Origin of the sequence: Microbacterium sp. NPDC012755 (assembly GCF_042901325.1) — a bacterium.
GTDB classification, from domain to species: domain Bacteria; phylum Actinomycetota; class Actinomycetes; order Actinomycetales; family Microbacteriaceae; genus Microbacterium; species Microbacterium natoriense.
In genome coordinates, this window is sequence record NZ_JBIBCT010000001.1 from 2,598,566 (window position 1) to 2,617,817 (window position 19,252).

The 19,252-nt window shown below is 69.5% G+C and carries 19 protein-coding genes; 8 read left to right on the forward strand and 11 right to left on the reverse strand.

Features of this window, described 5'->3' with window-relative positions:
- Positions 1–56 precede the first annotated feature (56 nt).
- The 4 genes from ACFY5A_RS12005 to ACFY5A_RS12020 all read right to left on the reverse strand — a co-directional run bounded on the left by ACFY5A_RS12005 (position 57) and on the right by ACFY5A_RS12020 (position 4,952).
- On the reverse strand, positions 57–2,840 hold the full coding sequence (locus tag ACFY5A_RS12005; protein WP_387234275.1) for an FtsX-like permease family protein: 2,784 nt from the start codon (positions 2,838–2,840) through the stop codon (positions 57–59).
- Positions 2,837–3,559, reverse strand: coding sequence for an ABC transporter ATP-binding protein (locus ACFY5A_RS12010; RefSeq protein ID WP_223586683.1), 723 nt, complete (start codon positions 3,557–3,559; stop codon positions 2,837–2,839). Before ACFY5A_RS12010 ends, ACFY5A_RS12005 begins: the two co-directional genes overlap by 4 nt.
- The gene (locus ACFY5A_RS12015) at positions 3,559–4,176 is read right to left on the reverse strand and encodes a PadR family transcriptional regulator (protein ID WP_105672452.1); all 618 of its coding nucleotides are present in this window, start codon (positions 4,174–4,176) and stop codon (positions 3,559–3,561) included. The genes ACFY5A_RS12010 and ACFY5A_RS12015 overlap by 1 nt, the downstream gene beginning before the upstream one ends.
- A gap of 74 nt (positions 4,177–4,250) precedes the next feature.
- On the reverse strand, positions 4,251–4,952 hold the full coding sequence (locus ACFY5A_RS12020; RefSeq protein WP_387234279.1) for a DUF4386 domain-containing protein: 702 nt from the start codon (positions 4,950–4,952) through the stop codon (positions 4,251–4,253).
- Positions 4,953–5,001: 49 nt separating this feature from the next.
- On the opposite strand from ACFY5A_RS12020, the gene ACFY5A_RS12025 reads away from it, so the two are divergent.
- From ACFY5A_RS12025 to ACFY5A_RS12040, 4 genes are all read left to right on the forward strand, one after another.
- Complete coding sequence (locus ACFY5A_RS12025) at positions 5,002–5,475, forward strand: MarR family transcriptional regulator (RefSeq protein WP_341942508.1); 474 nt, start codon at positions 5,002–5,004, stop codon at positions 5,473–5,475.
- A gap of 110 nt (positions 5,476–5,585) precedes the next feature.
- Positions 5,586–8,399 (forward strand): preprotein translocase subunit SecA, encoded by a 2,814-nt coding sequence (gene secA, locus ACFY5A_RS12030; RefSeq protein ID WP_341942507.1) that lies wholly within the window; start codon positions 5,586–5,588, stop codon positions 8,397–8,399.
- Between the two features lie 180 nt (positions 8,400–8,579).
- Positions 8,580–9,245: a GntR family transcriptional regulator gene (locus tag ACFY5A_RS12035; protein WP_387234283.1), complete on the forward strand. Its 666-nt coding sequence runs from the start codon at positions 8,580–8,582 to the stop codon at positions 9,243–9,245.
- Between the two features lie 34 nt (positions 9,246–9,279).
- Positions 9,280–10,506, forward strand: a complete 1,227-nt coding sequence (locus ACFY5A_RS12040; protein ID WP_105672448.1) for a pyridoxal phosphate-dependent aminotransferase — start codon at positions 9,280–9,282, stop codon at positions 10,504–10,506.
- Here ACFY5A_RS12040 and ACFY5A_RS12045 read toward each other — a convergent pair.
- Together ACFY5A_RS12045 and ACFY5A_RS12050 are read right to left on the reverse strand one after the other, a co-directional pair.
- Entirely contained in the window at positions 10,430–11,665 is a 1,236-nt protein-coding gene (locus tag ACFY5A_RS12045) for a CpaE family protein (protein ID WP_387234285.1), read from the reverse strand. The genes ACFY5A_RS12040 and ACFY5A_RS12045 overlap by 77 nt on opposite strands.
- Positions 11,662–12,282 (reverse strand): SAF domain-containing protein, encoded by a 621-nt coding sequence (locus ACFY5A_RS12050; protein WP_341942504.1) that lies wholly within the window; start codon positions 12,280–12,282, stop codon positions 11,662–11,664. The genes ACFY5A_RS12045 and ACFY5A_RS12050 overlap by 4 nt, the downstream gene beginning before the upstream one ends.
- Positions 12,283–12,379: 97 nt before the next feature.
- On the opposite strand from ACFY5A_RS12050, the gene ACFY5A_RS12055 reads away from it, so the two are divergent.
- Positions 12,380–12,658, forward strand: coding sequence for a helix-turn-helix domain-containing protein (locus ACFY5A_RS12055; RefSeq protein ID WP_105672446.1), 279 nt, complete (start codon positions 12,380–12,382; stop codon positions 12,656–12,658).
- Here the strand turns inward: ACFY5A_RS12055 and ACFY5A_RS12060 are convergent.
- The gene (locus ACFY5A_RS12060; RefSeq protein WP_341942503.1) at positions 12,646–13,257 is read right to left on the reverse strand and encodes a hypothetical protein; all 612 of its coding nucleotides are present in this window, start codon (positions 13,255–13,257) and stop codon (positions 12,646–12,648) included. The two genes, ACFY5A_RS12055 and ACFY5A_RS12060, sit on opposite strands and share 13 nt — an antisense overlap.
- Before the next feature lie 127 nt (positions 13,258–13,384).
- On the opposite strand from ACFY5A_RS12060, the gene ACFY5A_RS12065 reads away from it, so the two are divergent.
- Both ACFY5A_RS12065 and ACFY5A_RS12070 read left to right on the forward strand, forming a co-directional pair.
- Positions 13,385–13,771, forward strand: a complete 387-nt coding sequence (locus tag ACFY5A_RS12065; protein ID WP_105672444.1) for an Rv3235 family protein — start codon at positions 13,385–13,387, stop codon at positions 13,769–13,771.
- 39 nt (positions 13,772–13,810) lie between these two features.
- Positions 13,811–15,295 (forward strand): sensor histidine kinase, encoded by a 1,485-nt coding sequence (locus ACFY5A_RS12070; protein WP_105672443.1) that lies wholly within the window; start codon positions 13,811–13,813, stop codon positions 15,293–15,295.
- A 60-nt stretch (positions 15,296–15,355) separates the two neighbouring features.
- Here the strand turns inward: ACFY5A_RS12070 and ACFY5A_RS12075 are convergent, their stop codons facing one another.
- Entirely contained in the window at positions 15,356–15,604 is a 249-nt protein-coding gene (locus ACFY5A_RS12075; RefSeq protein ID WP_017203224.1) for a WhiB family transcriptional regulator, read from the reverse strand.
- Between the two features lie 233 nt (positions 15,605–15,837).
- Here ACFY5A_RS12075 and ACFY5A_RS12080 point away from each other — a divergent pair, with 233 nt between their 5' ends.
- Positions 15,838–16,224, forward strand: a complete 387-nt coding sequence (locus tag ACFY5A_RS12080; protein WP_341942502.1) for a hypothetical protein — start codon at positions 15,838–15,840, stop codon at positions 16,222–16,224.
- A gap of 39 nt (positions 16,225–16,263) precedes the next feature.
- Here the strand turns inward: ACFY5A_RS12080 and bcp are convergent, their stop codons facing one another.
- The 3 genes from bcp to aroA form a co-directional block, all read right to left on the reverse strand.
- A complete protein-coding gene (gene bcp / locus ACFY5A_RS12085; protein WP_341942501.1) occupies positions 16,264–16,737 on the reverse strand; it encodes a thioredoxin-dependent thiol peroxidase in 474 nt (157 codons plus the stop codon).
- Between the two features lie 80 nt (positions 16,738–16,817).
- Entirely contained in the window at positions 16,818–17,891 is a 1,074-nt protein-coding gene (gene rsgA / locus ACFY5A_RS12090) for a ribosome small subunit-dependent GTPase A (RefSeq protein ID WP_344010629.1), read from the reverse strand.
- On the reverse strand, positions 17,888–19,213 hold the full coding sequence (gene aroA / locus ACFY5A_RS12095; protein ID WP_387234290.1) for a 3-phosphoshikimate 1-carboxyvinyltransferase: 1,326 nt from the start codon (positions 19,211–19,213) through the stop codon (positions 17,888–17,890). Before aroA ends, rsgA begins: the two co-directional genes overlap by 4 nt.
- Between the last annotated feature and the right edge of the window lie 39 nt (positions 19,214–19,252).

Sequence of the window (19,252 nt, forward strand, 5' to 3'; positions counted from 1 at the left end):
CGAATGCGCAGGCTGTGCATCCGCCTGAGAGCGCGCCGGTTCGCTCACAGCGTGTGTCAGGCGATCGAGGTTCGCCGGATCAGCTCTGGTCTGCGGGGAGGCACGAGCCAGCTCACCAGCGCGATGCCCACCGGCAGAGCGAGCACGAAGAGCGCGAGCACGGTCCAGGGCGCATCAGCCAGGAGAAGGTCGCCGCGCGACTGGATGGCGAACCCGATCGGCGGGAGCACCCCGGCCGCCGCTCCGGCGATCGTGCCGAACCCGGCGATGATCAGGCCCTGCCAGAATCCGATGCGGCGGCGCAGGCCCGCCGTCCCTCCCACAGCGGAGAGCGTGGCGTCATCGGGCCGGCGTTCGACCCGCGCGAGGCTGAGCGCCACCGCGCTGGCGCCGAGGACCAGCGTCGCGACGGCGGCGATGATCGGCGCCATCCACATCGCATCGTCGGGGGGACCCTGCTCCCATGCGGCGGTGAGCGCCCAGGAGGAGGTGCTGAGCGTGTCCGCCTCCGACATGATGCGGTCGCGGGTCTCGGCCGACGGCGGCGAGTCGAAGGACGCGACGAGAGATCGCGGCTGCCAGGCGATGCCGAGCGACGCCGCGGTGTCGGGTGTGATCGCGATCAGGGTCGGCTGAAGGGGGAGCGGCACCGAGATCGCCGGGATCGTCTTCTGCCAGACAGGGGCGTGATCGATGGATTCCGCGGAGATCCAGATGTTGTCCGGCATCCCTCCCTCATACGCCTGCGCGCCCGTCCACGCGGCGAGTTCGACGGACCCGTCGGTGACGAAGCGCGGATCGGCGGAGAGCGCGGCGCCGTCGCGGTAGTCCCGCAGCTGCTGCGGGGTCAGTCGGACACCGAGAGCCGTCTCGATCTCCTCCGGCGCGATCACCGAGAGCGGGTTCGACGGATCCTGTCCGCGAGACGTGTAGGAGTCCTGCTCCGTGGGGTCGATGAGATGCTCGTCGGGCAGCAGGGCGATCGCCGAGACGACGTCGTCGGGTACGTCGTCGGCTGACGGGTAGATCCAGACGGGCACCTGGGCGCCGATGGTCGCGATTCCGGTGGCGCTCGCCGCGTGCGCGAGCTCTCTGGCCGCCGTCTCGGCATCGGCGGCCTGCTCCGTGGTGAGCGCGAAGGGACCGGCCGTATCCGAAGGCTGGAAGGCGACGGACATGCTCCCGACGGGCGCCTGGTAGAACCAGTTCCGCGCGGACTGCGCGTTCTGCATCGAGTACGCGCCGAGCGCGAAGACGCCGATGAAGACGGTCGCGGCGATGGCAGCGAACGCCGGAACGGTGCGCGAGGCGTTCGTCGAGGCGTCCCGCGCGGCGAGACGGGCGGCCAGCCCGATCCGGGACATGGCGCGCGCGGTGATCCAGAGCAGCCAGCGCCCGGAGAGCAGGATGCCGATCTGCGCGACGATCGGGCCGACCACGATGCCGACCGGCGGGATCGTGCGCAGCGGCGAGTCCCACGGGAGAGCCGAGGAGGTCACCGCGACGACCGCGAGTGCCGAGCCGATCGTGACGGCGACGCCGAGGAGCATGAGCGCGGACCCGAGCACCGGTCGGGATGCTCGGGGCGTCTGAGGGCGGCGAGAGCCGCGCAGCGCGCCCAGGACGTCGGAGCGCGCCACGGTGTGCGCAGGAGTCGCGGCAGACACCGTTCCCACGATGACGGCGAACACGAGGATCGCGAGGAGGAACTCCCAGGGGAGGTGGAACCCGGGGAACGCGGTCGCGGATCCGTCGTCGAGCATCCCCAGGATCAGGGCGGCGGCGCCGACGCCGATGACCGCCCCGACGACGCCCCCGATCGACCCGAGCGTCGTGCCCTGCAGGAGCACGATCCTGCGCAGGTCGCCCGACGAGGCGCCGACGCTCGCCGCGACCGCGAGTGCATGCTGCTGGCGCCGGGCGGACACGGCGAACGCTGCGCCCGCGAGCATGACCACCACGTAGGCGGCGAACACCCCGGCGGCGGAGAGGATGATGAGCATCGAGTACCGCGCAGACCAGTACTCGTCGTAGGGGAGCTCCGCGTCCGTGCCGCGGAGGTCGGGCGGGTCCAGAACCACCGCGCGGGAGAAGGCGACGATCCCCTGCTCGTTCAAGGACGTGACGTCGCTCCAGCCCAGTTCGTGCTCGGGGAGGTACCAGCGCTTCTCTCCGGCGAGAGCGTCGGACGATGGTAGGAAGAGAGCGGGGACATCGTCTGCGAGAGGAGCGGCGCTCATCGTCCCGACGACCGTGAACCTCGATCCGCTCTCCGCGAGGGTGACGGCATCTCCGACGGAAATCTGCAGCCGAGTCATCGTCGCCGGTGTCGCAAGAGCCTCCTGGGCGCCGTGCGGCCTCCGTCCGTCGACGAGGTCGAACCGCCCCGACAGTCGCGGATCCCAGGACTCCCCGGACCAGGCGGGCATCCCGGTCACGCCGTCGGGGGTGACGACGCGCACCGTGCCCTCGACGAGGGGGATGGCGGCGGTTCCCTCCGGCAGGAGAGCCATCGGGTCGGCGACGGCGGTCCCGGACGGGGCGTCGACGAGATCCGACGAGTAGCCGGTCCAGTCCGGCTGCGTCGGCGACTGCCAGAAGCCGTCGCCGGGGAGCCCTTTCACCGCGATCCAGGCCTCGGTGCGCCCCAGCTCGCTGGTGACGCGCTCCTGGGGGGTGGCGATCGTGCTGGCCGCGATGATCGCGTACGCGGTCATCGCGGCGATCGGCAGCATGATGAGCACCCCGATGAGGATGCTCGACAGCATCGCCCTGCGCACCTGACGCCGGGCCAGTCGCGCGGCCACGCGCCAGCGCGCACCGGATCCGCCGCGGGTCATCTCCCGCTGCCCGCGAGCAGGACCTCCGCGCCCTGACGTCTGGTCTCGTCCACGATGCGTCCGTCGCGGAGGAACACGATCCTGTCGGCGAACGCCGCGTGGCGGGCCTCGTGGGTCACGAGGATGCCGGCGGCGCCGGCGTCGATCCTCTCCCGCAGCATCCTCAGCACCAACTCGCCGGTGACCGAGTCGAGGGCGCCGGTGGGCTCGTCGGCGAGGATCAGCCTGCGTCCTCCGACGACGGCCCTGGCGATCGCGACCCGCTGCTGCTGACCTCCGGAGAGGTCGTCAGGATAGGCGTCGATCCTGTCGGCGAGGCCAACGGAGAGCAGCGCCTCCTCCGCGGCCCGCCTGGCCACGCCGTTGCGGAACCCGTCGAGCTCGAGCGGAAGAGTCACGTTCTCGATCGCGGAGAGGGTGGGGATGAGGTTGAAGTCCTGGAAGACGAAGCCGAGCGACCGGCGGCGGAGCTGCGCGAGCTCCTTCGGCGACTGCTCGCTGAGGTACGCACCCTCGATGATGACCTCTCCGGTCGTCGGCTTCGCCAGGCCCCCGGCGATCGAGAGAAGAGTCGACTTCCCCGATCCGGAGGCGCCCATGACCGCGACGAGCTCGCCGCGGGATACGTCGAGATCGACGCCGGACAGGGCCGACACCGCGGTCGCTCCCTGTCCGTACTGCTGGGTCACTCCGACGAGTCGGAGCACCGTCTCGGTCATCAGCTCTGCTCGGCGCCGGCGAGTGCGGCATCCGTCTTCGCCGGACGGCCTCGCTTGGGCCGATCAGCGGTGAGCTCGAGTCCCATGGTGTGCCGCGGGTGCAGCGCGAGCCGCTGCTCGGTGTGGTCCAACCAGCGCACCTCCGCCTCGGCCGCGAAGATCATCGAGTCGATGACGAGAGCCCAGGACAGCTCCTCCGGTCCCTCGGGGTCGCCGCCGGCGTACTTCGCGCGCTGCAGGGTCTGCAGCTGCGTGAGCGATGCGGTGCGCTGGGTCTGGATCACGCCGGCCACGTCGACCCCGGGGAGGGTCGCCGCCACGGCCAGCTTGATCGCGAGCTCGTCCCTCGTCGCCTGTGCGCGCACGACCGGGGAGGACAACCAGTCGGCGACCTCCGCCGAGCCCGCCTCGGTGATCTGCCAGTAGATGTGCCCCTGCTCGTCGGCGTCGCCGCGTTCGACGAGGCCGTCGCGTTCGAGTCTCTCCAGGGTGTTGTAGATCTGACCGACGTTCAGCGGCCAGGTCGACCCGGTGCGACGATCGAACTCATGGCGCAGCTGGTAGCCGTAGCAGGCGCCCTGATCGAGGATGGCGAGCAGGCTCTGACGAACCGACATGGGGGACCTCCCTGAGCGTGATGCGGGCATACCGAGTATATGGATACCGGGTATGCAGGGGAACCCCCGCGTCGTCAGGACGTGCGGTTACGCGGTGCGCGGTCCTTCGGGAGTCGGAGCGCCGCGATGATCAACCACACCATCGAGGGGAACCGGGCGATGGGCAGGAGCACGGCGAGAGCGGGCACGGCGACGGCGAGCGTGCCGAGGACGGCGATCCCCGCGAGGACGAGCCCGGTGATCGCGAGCCAGCGGGGGAGCAGTCCTGCGAGCAGCCCCGGAACGGCGATGCCTGCCACGAGAAGGCCCAGAGGGACGACGGCGCCGGGGCCGCCGGAGATGAAAGCGAGGTCGTGGAGCGTGCGCACGAGAGCGTCGTCCGCGAGGGTCGCCGGTCGTGTGAGGCCCCAGGATGCGAACGCCGAGATCGTCATGGCTGCAGAGGAGAGGATGCCGCCGGCGAAGGCGATCGAGACTCCCGGCGCGCGGATCCCGAGACGGTTCAACCGTGTCGTCGAGACCGCCGCGTAGATGGCGAGGGGCAGGGCGGCGGCGAACTGCAGGAGCGCGGTGATGGTCGTGGCGGCGGTGTTCTGGCGGAAGTAGTCCAGGATCGCCCGATCATCGCCGAACGGGGAGGGGTAGGTCGTGCCTGCGAGGAGCAGCGGGATCGTGAGGGACATCATGAACAGCGCCATGGTGACGATGGCGATCGGTGCGAGAGGCGGGCCGGGCTGGCGACGGGTGGATGCCGTCGAGGGTTCAGTCGAAGTCATGAATCATTCATAGCACAGAATGATTACTGTGGGTGGATAAACTGTCGTCATGCCCGCATCCTCCACCCCGCCGTTCCGACGCATCGCGTTCCTGCTCTCCCAAGTGGGATCCGCCGTCGGCCAGCGATTCGCCGAGCGGGTGGCGCCGCTGGGCGTGCAGCCGAGCGATCTCGGCATCCTGCGCCTCATCGCGCAGTCGGACGGGCTCAGTCAGCAGGAGCTCGCCCGCCAGCTCGGCGTCGTGCCGAGCCGCGTGGTGGCGCTGATCGACTCCCTGCAGGAGAAGGGGCTCGTGCGGAGGGTGCGCAGTCAGTCCGATCGGCGGGTCCAGCGGCTCGAGCTGGACGCCCGAGGGCGAGAGGTACTCGCCGAGATGCGCACGGTCGGCGCGGCACACGAAGCGGCGACGATCGAGGTGCTGACGGAGCAGGAGCGCGCGACGCTCGCGGAGCTCCTGGGCAAGCTCGCCGAGGCCCACGGGGTCGACCGCGACGTGCATCCGGGGTACCGTGCGGGCCGCTGAGACGGCGTGCAGACGATCTGCAGGTCACAGACCGGTAACATGAGCACGTATGCCTGCTGTTCGCCGTGCGGCGAGCGGGCTGTTCACCCACTGACAGGGAGATGACATCCGTGGCCAATCCTCTTGAGAAGCTGCTGCGCGCCGGTGAAGGGCGGGTCATCCGTCGTCTGAACCAGGTCGTCAAGGCGGTGAATGCGCTGGAAGAGGACATCTCCAAGCTCACCGATGACGAGCTGCGCGACGAGACGACCGTGCTGCGCGAGCGGTACGCGGCAGGCGAGACCCTCGACCAGCTCATGCCCGAGGCGTTCGCCGCCGTCCGCGAGGCGGCCAAGCGCACACTCGGCATGCGCGCGTACGACGTGCAGATCATGGGCGGCGCGGCCCTCCACCTCGGCAACATCGCCGAGATGAAGACGGGTGAGGGCAAGACCCTCGTCGCCACGTTCCCCGCCTACTTGAACGCGATCGCCGGCGAGGGCGTGCACGTCATCACGGTGAACGACTTCCTCGCCTCCTATCAGGCCGAGCTCATGGGCCGCGTGTACCGCGCGCTCGGGATGACGACGGGCATCATCGTCTCCGGGCAGACGCCTGCCGTGCGCCGTGAGCAGTACGCCGCCGACATCACCTACGGCACGAACAACGAGTTCGGCTTCGACTACCTGCGCGACAACATGGCGTGGCGCAAGGAAGACCTCGTGCAGCGCGAGCACTACTTCGCGATCGTCGACGAGGTCGACTCGATCCTCATCGACGAGGCGCGCACGCCGCTGATCATCTCCGGTCCGTCGTCGGGAGAGGCGAACCGCTGGTTCGCCGAGTTCGCGAAGATCGCCCGGACCCTCGAGGTCGGCGAGGACTACGAGGTCGACGAGAAGAAGCGCACCGTCGGTGTCCTGGAGCCCGGCATCGAGAAGGTCGAGGACTACCTCGGCATCGACAACCTGTACGAGTCCGCGAACACCCCGCTGATCTCGTTCCTGAACAACTCGATCAAGGCGCTCGCCCTGTTCAAGAAGGACACCGACTACGTCGTCATGAACGACGAGGTCATGATCGTCGACGAGCACACCGGCCGCATCCTGGTCGGACGCCGTTACAACGAGGGCATCCACCAGGCCATCGAGGCCAAGGAGGGCGTCCCCGTCAAGGCGGAGAACCAGACCCTCGCCACGGTGACGCTGCAGAATTACTTCCGCCTCTACGACAAGCTCGCAGGCATGACCGGTACCGCCGAGACCGAGGCGGCGGAGTTCATGTCGACCTACAAGCTCGGCGTCATCCCGATCCCGACCAACAGGCCGATGATCCGCAAGGACCAGGCCGATCTCGTCTACAAGAACGAGACCGCGAAGTTCGCGCAGGTCGTCGAGGACATCGCCGAGCGCCACGCCAGCGGTCAGCCGGTGCTGGTCGGCACGGTGAGCGTCGAGAAGAGCGAGTACCTCTCCCGCCTGCTCGCCAAGAAGGGCGTCAAGCACGAGGTCCTCAACGCGAAGAACCACGCTCGCGAGGCCGAGATCGTCGCCCGCGCCGGCCGTCTGGGCGCCGTCACCGTCGCCACGAACATGGCCGGTCGCGGTACCGACATCATGCTCGGCGGCAACGCGGAGTTCCTCGCCGTGCAGGAGCTCAAGTCCAAGGGACTCGACCCGGTCGAGACCCCCGAGGAGTACGAGATCGCCTGGGACGAGGCGTACGCCGCGACCAAGGCCGTCGTCGCCGAGGAGGCCGAGAAGGTCATCGAGGCCGGCGGGCTCTACGTCCTGGGCACCGAGCGCCACGAGTCGCGACGGATCGACAACCAGCTCCGAGGCCGCTCCGGCCGCCAGGGCGACCCCGGTGAGAGCCGTTTCTACCTGAGCCTCACCGACGACCTCATGCGCCTGTTCCAGTCGGGGGCGGCGGAGGCGATCCTCAACCGCACCAACTTCCCCGACGACGTGCCGATCGAGTCCGGCCTGGTGTCGCGCGCGATCCGCAGCGCGCAGTCGCAGGTCGAGGCGCGCAACGCCGAGATGCGCAAGAACGTCCTCAAGTACGACGACGTGCTCAACCGTCAGCGCGAGGCGATCTACGCCGACCGTCGCCACATCCTGCAGGGCGACGACATCGCCGACCGCGTGCAGCACTTCATCGAGGACGCGATCACCGGCGTCGTGAACGACCACACCGGCGAGGGCCACAACGAGAGCTGGGACTTCGACGCGCTCTGGACCGAGCTGAAGACGCTCTACCCGGTCAGCGTCACGATCGATGAGGTCGTCGCCGAAGCGCAGGGGCGCAAGGGCGGGATCACGGCAGACGGGCTGACTCGCGAGCTGCTGTCCGACGCGAAGATCGCCTACGAGAAGCGGGAGGAGTCCCTCGGCGAGGCGGCGACCCGCGAGCTCGAGCGCCGCGTGGTGCTGCAGGTGCTCGACCGCCGTTGGCGCGACCACCTCTACGAGATGGACTACCTCAAGGACGGCATCGGCCTCAGGGCGATGGCGCAGCGCGACCCGCTGATCGAGTATCAGCGCGAGGGCTACGCGATGTTCCAGTCCATGATGGGGCAGATCAAGGAGGAGTCGGTCGGCTACCTCTACAACCTCGAGGTCGAGGTCCGTCGCGCGGGAGACGCCGAGACCGCAGAGGTCGAGGCCAAGGGTCTCTCCGAGGGCGGCGGCGAGCAGCGACTCGAGTACTCCGCCGCGAACGACGCCGGCGAGGTCGAGGTGCGCAACGATCGAGGGCAGGTCCAGCAGGCTGCGACCGAGCGTCTCCGCCAGGCCGCGGCCGCACGCGCAGCGGCGGAGCAGCCCGAGGCGGAGGCCGAGGCCCCGCGCGGCGCCTTCGGCCAGAAGACGGATGCCGCCGCCCCGGCGCCGGCTGCGGGCAACCGCGAGCAGCGCAGGGCACAGGGCAAGAAGAAGAAGTAGCCCACGATGACGAAGGGCCGATCCGCACGGATCGGCCCCTTCGTCGTGGGAGGGCGCGGGGGATCCGCGCCGGGGTCGCTTCGAGGCTCTACGAGGGCATCGTCAGAGCCGGCGACGTCGAGTGGAGGACCCGCGCACCGCTGATCGGGTCTCGACGGAACCCGGTGGAAGAATGACGGGGTGAGCACTGCAGAAGAGCGCGTCCTCGAATCGACCAGAGTCGCGGACTGGATCCGCGGAGCCATCCTCGACGGCGTGCGCGAACCGGGAAGCAGGCTCATCGAGCGCGACCTCGCTGCGGAGTTCGGCGTGAGCCGCGTGCCTGTCCGCGACGCCCTGAAGGTGCTCGAGGGGGAGGGGCTCGTCATCCTGCGGCCCCGTACCTGGGCGGTGGTTCGCGAGTTCACCTCCGCCGACATGACGGATCTCGACGAGGTGCGTGCGGTGCTCGAACCGCTGGCCTTCCGTCTCGCCGCGGAGCGCCATCGCCGAGACGGACTCGAGGAGCTGCGAAGGGCGCTCGAGGCGGAGAAGAGCAGCGCCGTCATCGAGGATCGGATCACCTCCCGACGCGCCGCCGCGGACTTCCACGAGACCGTCACCGCGCTCGCCGAGAACCGCCTGCTGCAGGACCTGATGCGGAGCATGCGCAGCAGGCTGCGCTGGGGACTCTCCCAGCACGACGACCTCGTGCATGTCACCGACGAGCACGAGGCCCTGTTCCAGGCGATCAGTGACCGGGACGGCGAGCGGGCGAGCGCACTGGCTCTCGCGCACATCGACACCAGCCGACGCGAGCGAGAGGCGCATGAGGCCGCGCTGCGCAGCGCGGCCTCGCGAGCGTGACGAGGAGGTCTCGAAGCGGCGCTAGGCTTGGGCGATGACACCATCGCGCCACTTCGACCAGTCGTCGAAGCTCAAGAACGTCCTGTACGAGATCCGCGGAAACGCCCTCGTCGAGGCGGCGCGGCTCGAGGCGGAGGGCCATCGGGTCCTCAAGCTCAACACGGGCAACCCCGCGATCTTCGGGTTCGAGGCTCCGCATCAGATCGTCCGCGACATGCTCGCGGCGCTTCCCACCGCCCACGGCTACAGCGACAGCAAGGGCATCGTCTCGGCCCGTCGTGCGGTCGTCAGCCGGTACGAGGAGATCGAGGGCTTCCCGCGTTTCGATCCGGATGACGTCTACCTCGGCAACGGGGTCTCCGAACTCATCACCATGACCATGCAGGCTCTCCTCGACGAGGGTGACGAGGTGCTGATCCCGGCCCCGGACTACCCGCTGTGGACCGCGATGACCAGCCTTGCCGGCGGCACCCCGGTGCACTATCTGTGCGACGAGGACGACGAGTGGCAGCCGTCGCTCGAGGACATCCGCTCGAAGATCACGCCGCAGACCAAGGCGCTGGTCATCATCAATCCGAACAACCCGACCGGCGTCGTGTACTCGAAGGAGATCCTCGAGGGAATGGTGCAGATCGCGCGCGAGCACGAACTGCTGCTGCTGTCGGACGAGATCTACGACCGCATCCTGTTCGACGACGCCGTGCACATCCCCACGGCCACGCTCGCGCCGGATCTTCTCTGCCTCACGTTCAACGGGCTGTCCAAGACGTACCGCGTGGCCGGCTATCGCTCGGGGTGGATGGTGATCACCGGACCGAAGTCGCATGCCAAGGGGTTCATCGAGGGCATCACGCTCCTCGCCTCCACGCGGCTGTGCCCCAACGTCCCCTCGCAGTACGCGGTGCAGGCGGCGCTCTCCGGAGTGCAGTCGATCGACGCGCTGATCGCGCCGACCGGGCGCCTGCACGAGCAGCGCGACGTCGCGTGGGAGGGGTTGGAGTCGATCCCCGGGGTCTCCTGCGTGAAGCCTCAGGGCGCTCTCTACGCCTTCCCTCGACTCGATCCGAACGTGCACGAGATCCGCGACGACGCCAAGCTCATCTACGATCTGCTCGTCTCGGAGCACATCCTGCTCGTGCAGGGCACGGGCTTCAACTGGCCGACGCCCGATCACCTCAGGGTGGTCACGCTTCCCGAGCCGCGCGTGCTCGCCGAAGCGGTCGAGCGGCTGGGGAACTTCCTCTCGAGCTATCGGCAGTAGTCGCCGCTGACGGGGAGAGCGACGTCGCGAGGCGGCGGACGGCGGCGACGAGCGTCGAACGAGGGACGACATCGGCGACGGGTCCCGCGTGGAGCAGCGCGGCGTCGGTGGAGCGCCGATCGAACGGCAGGAACGAGACGTCGGTGATCCCGGCGAGGCGGTCGAGCGTGCGCCGGATCTGTCCGCGAGCATCGATGCCCAGAGGGCCGGGGCGCACCTGGTTGACGACGACCGTGACAGGCGTGGGCGACGTGAGTCGACGCAGCTCGGCATGCTCTCGCAGGAAGCGGCTGATTCCGAGCGGGTCGGCCGCGGCGACGGCGACGATCGCATCGGCCTCCTGGAGCGCGGCCATGGTGGCGGCGTGGCGACGCGGCCCGACGAGGTCGTAGGTCGCCTCCTCATCGGCGTCGAAGGCGGCGGCCACGTCGACGATCGTCTCGTCGGCCCAACCGCGGCATGCCTGCAGCGCCCCGCGAAGACGCGCAGCGGAGAGTTCCGGCCATCGGCTGGGGCGGTTGATACCGGACAGGACGTCGATCTCCCCGCCGCTCGTCTCGATGGTGCTGCACAGTCTGGTCAGCTCGGCGCCGTCGAGGGCTCCGAGCTCCGCACGGCGACATGCGGCGGCGATACCGGGAGCATCGTCGCCGAGCCCGAGCAGGAGCGCGATCGACGGCGCGACGGTGTCGGCGTCGATGAGGGCGGTGCGGCGCCCCGTGCGCGAGATCTCGACGGCGAGCTGCACCGCCAGGGTAGAGCGGCCGGGCGCCCCGGGAGGACCCCAGATCGTGATGACTCGACGCGGACGTTCTGCGGGTCGCGGAACGACCTCCGGAGCATCGGCGGCGAGTGCTTCGGCGATCTCCCAGCCGGCGGAGGCCGCCGGGAGCGCGGGAGGCAGACCGTAACGGGAGAGAACACGATCGTCGCCGTCTCCCACGGGGATGATGCGCACTCCGGCCCGGTCGCATGCGGCGATGAGAGCAGGACTGAGCACCGCCCGCGTGCCGGGAGCGATCACGGCGATGACGCCATCGGGTAGGGGCAGGATCGCTCCCGGCTCGCTCACCGCGGCGACACGCACGCCCTCGAGCTCGAGCTCGGTCGCGAGGATGCTCGCCCTGGGCTCGGCGATCGCGACGACGACCGTGCTCACGGCGTCGCTCCGATGGGTACGACGGACAAAGCCGCGCCGCCCGTGATCGCGGCGAGGACGTCGGCCACGTCGGAGCGGTCGATGACGACCTCCACCATCGCCGTGTCCGAGGCCAGCATCCCCTCCGCCTCGACGACCGTGCCGATGACGACGTCGGAGACGAGGATGCGCGGGACGTCGAAACCTCGGCCGTCAGGCAGCGGAGGCGCCTGCCAGAGGTCGACGAGGGTTCCGGCCGAGACGTCTTCGGGGATGCCGGTGCCGCTCTCGACCACGATCGTCGTGCGTCGGCTGCTCTCGGCCGTGGCGATCGCGGTGGCGGGGACGAGCTCTCCCTCGGCGAGGGTCCGTGCCGCCACCTCGCCGGGCTTCAGGTCCTGCGGTGCGAGGTAGTCATCGGTGAGGGCTCCCAGACTCACGTCCACCGCCTGGAAGTCCGCGGAGGACAGCGCCTCGCCCTCGACGATGGTGCGATGGGCCTGGAGCACCGGTGTCGTGCGCCCGGATGAGGACACGATCGCCCAGACCCCCGCAATGGAGATCACGACGAGCGCTATGCCGATCAGGAAACGCACATCGCCCCAGAAGGCGCGGCGGGATCGTGTCAGGGATGTCATGGCCATATGGTCACAGAATCCGGACGAGAGCCTCGAAAGTTCTCCACAGGTCGATGTCGAGGGGAGGTTCCTCCTCGGTCCGGTGGAGAATGGACGCATGGTCGACTCCGATGCTCCCGCGCCGCGCTTCCTGGCGCCCGCCCAGGTGGCCGAGCTGCTGAGCATAGAGGTCGACGAGGTGGTCGCGCTGATCTACGCGGGGAGACTGCGGGGGTCGCAGCTGGGCTCGCCCGCGCGCTGGCGCGTCGAGGAGCCGAGCCTCGCCGAGTATCTCGCCGAGCAGTCGGAGGAGGCCAGGCGCATGGCCCTGTGGCGTCAGTCGAACGAAGCGAGCTTCCCTGAGGTCTGGGGGACGTCGTCCGCTCAGGGCAGCTGATCCCCTGAGAGGTCCACGGCGGAGAGCGCCGTGAAGGGCACGATGCGGAATCCGTGCACGGCGCTCGCTCGTCTGGCGGTCCCGCGATCATGCACGGCGAGATCGAGATGGTCTGAACCAGCTCGATCCACGGTGCCGTGCAGCCGCTCGCCGTCGATCGTCGTGAGGTGCACGGGCACCCGACGACGGGCGAGATCGCGGAGGATGAAGCCCAGAGTCATCCGCTCTCGCATTGACCGCTCCTGCCCGGCCGAGTCGTCGAGGCTTCCGAGCAGCGAACCGTGGTCCGTGGCGAGCCCGCGGATCGCATGCAGGGGAACGATCCGCACCGTCGCCGCTGCAGACGCGCCGTCGGCGGCCGTGACGGTCGCCGCCGTCCAATCCGCTCCCAGCGAGCGCAGGAGCAGACCGCATCGGCCGATGCCGGGGAGGTCCAGGGTCACCGCGGTCCCTTCCGCGCACAGCAGCCGCAGCCGGCTGCGCAGATCGAGGCGGGAGATCCGCAGCCGTTCCGATTCCGCATCAAGCGTCGCCCGCTCCGCCTCCCACTCCGCGGCGAGCTGGCCTTCGAGGTCGTCGAACAGTCTGTCCCAGTGCATCTGACCGAGACTAAAGGACCCGTCAGAAGTGCGTACGAGTTATCCACATTCATCATGAGGCACGGGGTGAAGGCCGCAGCCGCCGTGCTCTACTTGCCGCAGTCTTTCCCCGATCGAGAGCACGACGATGACGCTTCACGAGTACTTCGCACCGCAGCCGACGCCCCGCGCCGAGCTGCCGGACCCCGTTCCGCTGCTGCGCAGTCTCACCCAGGGCGTCCTCGAGGTTCTCGCCGGGGTCAGAGAGGTCGATCAGCTCGCCCGCTGGTTCAGCGAAGACGCATTCCGGAGCCTGGTGGCCAGGGCGAACCTGTCGGCAAGGGCGCGCAGCGCGAGGGGGGTTTCGCCTGCGCGCCCGACCTTCGACATCCGATCGATCCGCACCGCCGAGCCGGTCGACGGCGTCGTGGAGGCCGTCGTGGTCGTGGCGGGCCCCGGGCGGACACGCGCCGTGGCCATCCGCCTCGACGGGGTGGATCGCCGCTGGCGAGCCACCTCCCTCGCTGTGCTCTGATCTGCCGGGGACGAGGCGCGGTCCCAGTAGGCTTGGGGGGTGTCAACCCTCAGTGATCTCGCCCAAGCGCAGGGCCGCCTGACCGACAACGACGTCGAATGGCTTCACCGCCTCGCCGGCGACGGTCAGCTCCTCGCGGACCTCGCCTCCGCCGACATCGTCGTCTGGATCCAGACGGAGGACGGCTCCTTCATGGCCGTCGCGCACGCACGTCCGAGCGGCGCGGCCACCCTGTTCTACCGTGACATCGTCGGCGAGCGGGTACGACCGCAGTGGCGCACCCAGGTGCAGGGCGCGTTCGAGTCGGGGGAGATCGTCGACTCCTCTTCTCCCGATTGGTTCGAGGAGACGCCGACCCGCGTCCGCGCGGTGCCTATCCTGAACGACCGCCGGGGTGCGGAGCGTTCGACATCCGTCATCGGCGTCGTGACCAGGCACACCAACCTCGGAGAGGCGCGCACCCCCTCGCGTCAGCAGATCACATTCGACGAATGCGCGAACGATCTGTTCCGCATGATCGCCGACGGGAGCTTCCCCGACCTGGCCGCACCCACGTCGCCGCGCCGCGGAGCGCCGCGTGCGTCCGACGGGCTCATCAGGATCGACGTCGACGGCATCACGACGTTCGCGAGCCCCAACGCGCTGTCGGCCTTCAATCGCATGGGCTTCGACGACGAGCTCGAGGGCGAGTCGCTCGCGGAGGTCACGACGCGCCTGGTCCCGCCTTCTCGTCAGGTCGACGAGTCGCTGCCCGTGGTCGTCACCGGCCGAGCGCCGTGGCGCACCGACATCGAGGCGCGCGGCGTCACCGTGTCGTTGCGGGCGATCCCGCTCAAGGACCACGGCACCCGCATCGGCGCCATCGTGCTGTGCCGCGACGTCTCCGAGCTGCGCCACCAGGAGCAGGAGCTCATCACCAAGGATGCGACGATCCGCGAGATCCATCACCGGGTGAAGAACAACCTGCAGACCGTCGCCTCTCTCCTGCGCATCCAGGCGCGTCGCACCCATTCGGACGAGGCGAGGGACGCGCTGACCCAGGCCATGCGCCGCGTCGACTCGATCGCCGTCGTGCACGACACGCTCGCCCAGGGGCTCACCCAGAAGGTCGATTTCGACGAGGTCTTCCATCGGGTGCTGAAGCTCGTCGCGGAGGTCGCCTCGGCGCCGAACACGCGCGCCCGCACTCAGTCGACAGGCCGGTTCGGGGTGCTGCCGAGTGAGTACGCCACCCCGCTCGCGCTCGCGCTCACCGAGGTCGTCACGAACGCGGTCGAGCACGGTCTCGCCGGGCAGGAGGGCATCGTGACGATCGACGCCAGCCGCACGGAGGAGAATCTGAGGGTGACCGTCCGAGACACGGGACACGGGCTTCCGGAGGGGCGGATCGGTCAGGGCCTCGGCACGCAGATCATCCGCACGCTCATCCAGGGCGAACTCGGCGGCACCATCGAGTGGCGCGGCAGCGAGGGGGAGGGGACCGAAGTGGTCATCGACATCCCGCTGCGCTGGCTGACGAAGTAGTCCGCGACACGACGAAGCGGCCCGAGATCCGGGGGATCTCGGGCCGCTTCGTCGTCGGTCTCAAGACGCGCGGCGGGCGCGGGCGGCGCGGCGCTTGAGGGCGCGGCGCTCGTCTTCGGAGAGGCCGCCCCAGACGCCCGAGTCCTGGCTGGTCTCGAGGGCGTACTGCAGGCAGATCTCGGTGACGGTGCAGGTGGCGCAGACGGTCTTCGCCTTCTCGATCTGGTCCACGGCCGGTCCGGTGTTCCCCACGGGGAAGAAAAGCTCGGGGTCGACAGTCAGGCAGGCGGCTTTGTCGCGCCAGTCCATGGGGGCTCCTCGGTGTGGATTTCAAGAGATGTCGCAGTGCGACGTCTCGGATTCGGGCGGCCATTCGGGGATCGGCTACCCTGTTCAGATGCGGGCGGATGCTCGCTGTTTGTGATGCGGGCAGGAAGCCCGCCCCACGCCGCTGTGGGAGCACATGACTGTTTCTATTCTGTTACATGAAACAATCGAAATCAAGAACTTTTCTCCTTCTCATTCGATTCTCAGGAGACGTCGTGCGTGCACCAGGACTCGCTCTCGCCGCCGCTGCGGTACTCGCCGTCGAGGGACTCGCGCTCGTCGTGTTCGCCCTCATCGAGCTGGTCGGCCTCGGCGCGGGGGACGCGGCATCCCTCCCCACCGCGCTCGCCCTCATCGTCCTCACGCTGATCGGCGCAGTGGCCCTCATCGCGTTCGCCTTCGGCACGCGGGCGGGGCGCTCCTGGGCGCGCTCGGGAGGAGTCGTGTTCCAGGTGCTCGCCATCGCCCTCGCGCTGGCGTCGCTCACCGTGCAGCCGATCTCCTGGACCTTCGTCGCCGGGGTGGGGCTGCCGGGACTCATCGGCTTCGCACTGCTCATCGCCAGCGCGCGCGCTGAGGGCGGGCGTCCTCAGGAAGACTGACGCCGCGCCCGCAGGGCCGGGGCGCCTGTCAGTGTCCGATCAGGCGTCGATGCCGAGGAGCTTGCGCAGCCGGGCGACGTGCCCTGTGGCCTTGACGTTGTAGAGCGCGAGTGTGATCGTGCCGTTCTCGTCGAGCACGAAGGTCGAGCGGATGACGCCCTCGATGACCTTTCCGTAGTTCATCTTCTCGCCCCACACGCCGTAGGCGGTGTGGACGGCGTGGTCGGGGTCGCTCAGGAGCGTGAAGGTGAGTCCATCGCGCTCACGGAACTCCGCGAGCTTCTCCGGGGTGTCGCGGGAGATGCCGACGACGCGGTACCCGGCGCCCTGGAGGGAGGAGATGCTGTCGCGGAAGTCGCACGCCTGGGTCGTGCACCCGGGGGTCATCGCCGCCGGGTAGAAGTAGAGCACGGTCTTCTCGCCGCGGAGGTCCGCGAGACGCACGGTCTCGCCGTCCTGGTCGAGGAGGGAGAAGTCAGGGGCAGCGGTTCCGGGTTCCAGTCGCACAGTCACCCGATCAGCCTACCCGCCGTCACGTCGGCGAACCGGGTGGGCGACGGCATGACGCGTCCACGCGGTGGACGCGAACGGCGTCACCGTCCCGGTGTCTGCTCCGCCTTGTCGGCGAACGTCTGCAGCAGGCGCTGCAGCGAATCCAGGCGAGCTCGGCCGGTCTCGCCCAGCTCCCCGCGCTCCGCCGCCTCGATGAGGGCGCAGTCCGGCGCATCGGCCAGGTGCGTGCATCCACGGGGGCAGTTCTCGGCGATCAGCGCGAGCTCGGTGAAGGCCGCGAGGATGTTCGCGGGCTCGACGTGCCCGAGGCCGAACGACCGCACGCCAGGGGTGTCGATGACCCACCCGCTGCCCTCGGGAGTCCGATAGCGCAGGGACACGGTCGACGACGACGTGTGCCGTCCACGACCGGTCACCTGGTTCACATGACCGGTGGCGCGGCCCGCGGTCGGCACGAGAGCGTTGACGAGCGTCGACTTGCCCACGCCCGAGTGGCCGACGAACACGGTCGAGTGTCCGATGAGCGCCGCGCCGATCTCTTCGACGGGCATGGTCTCCTGGGCGCTCGTGAACACGCGCAGGTCGTCGAGGCCGTCGAAGTGCGAGAGGAACTCCGTGGGGTCGGCGAGATCGGTCTTGGTCACGACGAGCAGAGGCCGGATGCCGGCATCCAGGGCGGCGACGAGATATCTGTCCACCAGCCGCGCGCGCGGCTCCGGATCGGCGGCGGCGACCACGACGAGCATCTGGTCGGCGTTGGCGACGATCACCCGTTCGACCTGATCGGTGTCGTCGGCGCTGCGCCGCAGCAGCGAGGTGCGCTCGACGATGCCGACCATCCTCGCGAGGGTCCCCTCGTCTCCGGAGGTGTCGCCGACGACGCGTGCCCGGTCGCCCGTGACGATGGGGGTGCGCCGCAGCTCACGCGCCCTGGTCGCGGTGATCGCGCGCTCCTCCGGCGTGTCCTCGCCCATCAGCACCGAATAGCGGCCGCGGTCCACGCCCAGCACCCGTCCGATCTGCGCGTCGTCGTGCGCCGGCCGGCGCTTGGTCCGCGGACGGTTGCCCTTGGGGTTGGGACGCGTACGGATGCTGCTCTCGTCGTAGTCCTCGAAGTCGTCCTCGAGGTCGTCGTCGTCGGAGAGCCAGCTCACGCGGAGTCGCCCCGCAGCATCCGCTCCCACAGCACGGTGAACTCGGGGAGCGTCTTGGCCGTCGTGCCGATGTCGTCGATCTCGACTCCGGGCACCCGGAGTCCGATGAGCGCTCCGGTCGTCGCCATGCGGTGGTCGTGATGCGCGGCCCAGACGCCGCCGTGCAGGGCGCTCGGGATGATGCGCAGCCCGTCGGGCAGTTCTTCGGCCTGACCGCCGATAGCACGGACGTTCCCGATCAGGGCGGCGATCCGATCGGTCTCGTGAAGGCGAATGTGACCGATGCCGCGGATCGTCGTGGGGGAGTCCGCGAATGCGGCGAGTCCGACGAGAGTCGGGGTGAGCTCGCTCGCCGCCGACAGGTCGAGATCGAGGCCGCGGATGCCGGAGCCCGCGCGCACCGTCAGCGTGCCGCTGTGCCGGCCGACGTGGGCGCCCATCGCCTGGAGGATCTCGGGCAGCAGGTGGCCCGGCTGCGTCGAGTGCACCGGCCAGCCGGTGACGGAGACGGATCCGCCCGTGACGAGGGCAGCGGCGAGGAAGGGCGCGGCGTTGGAGAGATCCGGCTCGATCGCGATCTCCTTGGCGCGGGGCACCCCGGCCTCCACGAGCCATTCGCCGGTGGCCGGTCGCTCGATGCGGATGCCGCGGCGGCTCAGCGCCTCGATCGTCATGTCGATGTGCGGAAGGCTCGGCAGGTGGGTGCCGGTGTGGACCAGGTGCAGGCCGACGTCGAAACGGGGGGCGGCGAGCAGGAGGCCCGAGACGAACTGGCTCGACGCGGAGGCGTCGATCTCGACCCGTCCGCCGCGGATGCGGCCGTGGCCGCGGATCGTGAAGGGCAGCGCCCAGGTGCCCTCGTCGTCGATGTCGACGCCGAGATCGCGCAGCGCGCTGATGAGTCCGCCCATGGGGCGGTGCAAGGCCGTCTCGTGGGCCGTGAGGTGCACGTCGTGCTGGGCGAGGCCGGCGAGCGGGGCGATGAAGCGCATCACGGTGCCCGCCTGGCCGCAGTCGATGGTGGAGCCGCCGGTGAGCTTCGCGGGGGTCACGACGAGGTCGGGGCCGAACTCGCCGCCCGTGTCCTCCTCTTCGATGCCGACGCCCAGTGCGCGCAGCGCCTCGACCATGCGGCGGGAGTCGTCGGAGTGCAGCGGGGCGATCAGACGCCCTGGTCCGTCGGCGATCGCGGCGATGATCAGCTCGCGGTTCGTCAGCGACTTCGAGCCGGGAATGGTCACCGTCGCATGCACGGAGCCGTCGATGGCGGGCGCGGCGTAAGAGCCCTGGACGAGGGGAGGGGAATACCTGTTGGCGCTCATCGGTTCCCACTTTAGTGAACACCGATGTGCGCCCGACCG